4 protein-coding genes and 2 pseudogenes are annotated in these 3,359 nt (G+C 34.0%); 4 read left to right on the top strand and 2 right to left on the bottom strand.

The window, feature by feature from the left end:
- Positions 1-620 (bottom strand): replication initiation protein (locus FTV34_RS16790; protein WP_180070834.1); only part of this gene is annotated, 620 nt, incomplete at its 3' end.
- A gap of 344 nt (positions 621-964) precedes the next feature.
- On the opposite strand from FTV34_RS16790, the gene FTV34_RS16795 reads away from it, so the two are divergent.
- On the top strand, positions 965-1,606 hold the full coding sequence (locus FTV34_RS16795) for an AAA family ATPase (protein ID WP_004728244.1): 642 nt from the start codon (positions 965-967) through the stop codon (positions 1,604-1,606).
- On the top strand, positions 1,606-1,896 hold the full coding sequence (locus FTV34_RS16800) for a hypothetical protein (RefSeq protein ID WP_127801923.1): 291 nt from the start codon (positions 1,606-1,608) through the stop codon (positions 1,894-1,896). The genes FTV34_RS16795 and FTV34_RS16800 overlap by 1 nt, the downstream gene beginning before the upstream one ends.
- Before the next feature lie 228 nt (positions 1,897-2,124).
- Here the strand turns inward: FTV34_RS16800 and FTV34_RS18050 are convergent.
- Positions 2,125-2,292: pseudogene (locus FTV34_RS18050) on the bottom strand (GIY-YIG nuclease family protein); the annotation flags it as partial.
- A 383-nt stretch (positions 2,293-2,675) separates the two neighbouring features.
- Here FTV34_RS18050 and FTV34_RS16805 point away from each other — a divergent pair.
- Together FTV34_RS16805 and FTV34_RS16810 are read left to right on the top strand one after the other, a co-directional pair.
- On the top strand, positions 2,676-3,149 hold the full coding sequence (locus FTV34_RS16805) for a spore coat U domain-containing protein (RefSeq protein WP_218945736.1): 474 nt from the start codon (positions 2,676-2,678) through the stop codon (positions 3,147-3,149).
- A 29-nt stretch (positions 3,150-3,178) separates the two neighbouring features.
- Positions 3,179-3,359, top strand: a pseudogene (locus FTV34_RS16810) (molecular chaperone); the annotation flags it as partial.

A 3,359-nucleotide genomic window follows, 5' to 3' on the forward strand; every position in this document is an offset into this window, starting at 1 on the left:
ATGGCCTTATACGCCCAATGACGGCCCTTCTCGAACATTGTAACGTTACGTCCTAAGCCGACAACTTCGAGCTTCTTCGGAATCCGCTTAGGTAGGTCAACAAAGTCCGCTAGGTAGTCCAGGGAATAAGCCCGCTCTGTCCAGAACGTGGTTCGCCATTGAGGATGTAAGGGGTTCTTGGTAATGAGGTGAGAATAGTTGCGATCTGCCCCCATTTTGAGCGCATAGGCATAGTAAACCGCCTGGGCATACTTGATTGCCTTAATGCTGGAAAAGTCGCTGGTACAAAGCGGTATCTCCAGCTTGTAGCAATGATGGCTATGACCATTAACAGGGTTTTGAGTAGTCCAAAAGGGTTTAGGTAAACCGGCATCAAACCAGGATAAAGCGGCATCTTCTTTGTCATCGTCAAAGACAAAGTAAATTGTGGTCAGGGGTGAATTTATCTGAATGTAGGGCTTTTTAACCGCGATGGATTTAGTACGGATGAGCATGTAGCCAGGCTTCTCATCCATGCAATATGGTTTATTTGGTAGACTCTCGAATAGATCGAGTTGCTGCTGTGTCCCCAATTCCGTTCTAAATTTAGTCAGTGTCGAGTGACTTTTTGTATAATTCATGGGTTTACACTTTAGTAAACCGCCTTTTGTTCTTTGCATATACTAAATTTGTGGTATATGATTATAACAAACACAAGACGGATTCATCTCCTTATTGTTGTTAAAGATACGAGCCTCGATTGATTCCATTCCGCCAAGTTTGAAAATCATCGGGGCTTTCTTTTGTAAGAATATAACTAATCAACAAAAAATTTCAATCAATAAAACTATATAAAATAATAAATTATCAAGATAGTTACGTAAGTTGCGCAAGTTAAATAATCTTATTATTTATAAACTATTGATCTAAATAGAAAACTTTATATAATGAATTTTAAATAAGTTACGTAAGTTAAATAATCAAGATGATAATTTTAGTTGGTGGTGAAAAAGGAGGGTCCGGTAAAAGTTGCCTCGCCCAAAATTTAGCTGTGTATTTACAAGCGAAAAAGAGAGATATTTTATTATTAGATGCTGATCCACAAGGTACTACTACTGATTGGATTAAAGAACGTGATGACAACAATAAAGTAGAAAGTATTCCTTCAGTACAAGCTGCTGGGAATATCCGTCAAATATTATTAGACCTGTCTAAACGCTATCAAGACATTATTATCGATGCAGGTGGTCAAGATTCTGAGGCTTTACGTTCAGCAATGACTATTGCAACTCATATGTTATTGCCATTTCGTCCTAAAAGACGTGATCTAAAAACATTGGTTCATGTTGAAAAGTTGATCCGATTAGCCAAAGCTGTAAATCCAGAGCTTTATACTCGAGCAGTTATTACTCAATGTCCAACTTTACCAAGTCAGTTTCAAAGAATATTAGACGCTAAAGAAGCATGTGAATCTTTTGATTTGATTCCACTTAACAATTTTACGTGTAATCGAAATATCTATGATGATGCTGATGAAAATGGATTATCTGTCTTTGAAATGTCATCTGATGAAAAAGCTAAACAAGAAATTGAACAAATTGCTAAAGAGTTTTTAGGAGATCTTTAATGGCACTTAAAGGCTTAAAAAAATCTGAGCAAAGTTTAAACGAAGAAAAAATCGAGGACTTTATTCAGGGTGCAACCAAACGTGTTAAGAAAATAGAGCCAACACAGCAAACTTATAAAAGATACACCTTCTCTTTAACTGAAGATGTCAATCATCAAATAGATACTCTTTTGGTAAATTGTAGAGTTGCTAAGGCCAATCGTTCTATCATTTTAAAAGCTGCTATTAGTCAACTAGAAAAACTATCTGCTGAAGAACTGCAAAAAATCGTATTAGATAAAATTAAGTAACTTACGTAAGTTACTTAATTTACATAAGTTAATGCTTTAAATTTTTATTAAATAAACTTTTGAAATATTGCTTACTTATCGATCGTGGAACATGAAAGATTGATAAAACAGCCTAAGAGAGCGTGCTTAGGCTGTTTTTACAGATATAAGGCATTGTTTTAAAATGGTTTTTACAAAACGTTTCGTATAAGGTGTATTATGTTAATTTTAGAAATATTAAATAAATAGTTAATTGGAGTTATAGCCAAATCTTCTTGTTAATAACGTATTTTTCCACCAACCCTCTCGACTCAATATAACTTTATCGTCTGTTTTAGTTTTAAAAATATCAAGAATTGAATAATAAAAATTATTTTCAATACGCTCTAACGGCAATTGCTGTAAATGAACATTTCCCCGCTAACAGAAATTTACCTACAAAGCATTTTTCATTAATGACTTTAAAAATTATAAGCTCGAAATTCATATTAATTGTTTTTTTAGATTATTTTCATGGTTTTTATTGGTTTCAATAATAGTTGTTTTTTATTTACTATATGATCCGTACAGCAAGTAAATCATTTTTAATGAGATACTTATCACATTTTTTTGGGAAAATAAAAGCTGATTTTTAATTAAGCCAATTTTTTAATTGGAGTAATTTAGAGTAAAGTATCTAATTTTTTCTAAATAAATTATGTACTTGCTTATTTAATGAGCGTATATTTCCTCGCCTACTTTGATCAAAAGTTCATCCACTTTTTAAGGTTAGGTTGAACTTAAATATTGGATTCAATCTCATGAAAAAAATTACATATGTTTCTTTGCTCATTTCATCTGTACTTGGCTTTTCTGCAGCACAAGCAGCTACTGCCCCAACACAGAACTTTGAAGTGAAATTAACAATCAATGAATCGTGTGAATTTAATTCAGCTACAGATATTGATTTCGGAAGTTTAGATCGTTCAACCGATGTAAACCGTACCCAAACAGGTAAATTAACAGCTACATGTACCATTGGCACACCTTATAAAGTGGTACTGGATAGCGAACGTCAAATGAAGCATAAATCTGACAGTACTTCTGTCGTGGCTTATGATTTATTCCAAGATACCGGTGCACAAAAGATCTGGGGTAAAACAGTTGATCAAGCACTAGAGCAAACCGGTACAGGTAAAGCACAAGAGTTGCCTGTCTATGCGAAATTAAAAGGCAACACAAATGTTAAGGCAGGTGTATATACTGATGTTGTGACTGCTAAAATTACTTACTAATTAAGTTATAAGTAAACAAGGAGAGGCTATTGCAAGGTATATTTGAAAAAATATTAAATCGTCAGCATATCTATATGGTGACTCTTTTAGCTTCTTCCTTTTGTTCTTTAGCACAAGCAGCTAGTCTACAAGTATCTCCCATCCTTGTAGAGTTTTCTTCCCAGGAAAAAGCAAAAGAGCTTTGGCTTACAAACACGGGGAAAACAAATA

It is taken from the genome of Acinetobacter sp. YH16038 (assembly GCF_013417275.1).
In the GTDB taxonomy this organism is placed as follows: Bacteria; Pseudomonadota; Gammaproteobacteria; order Pseudomonadales; family Moraxellaceae; genus Acinetobacter.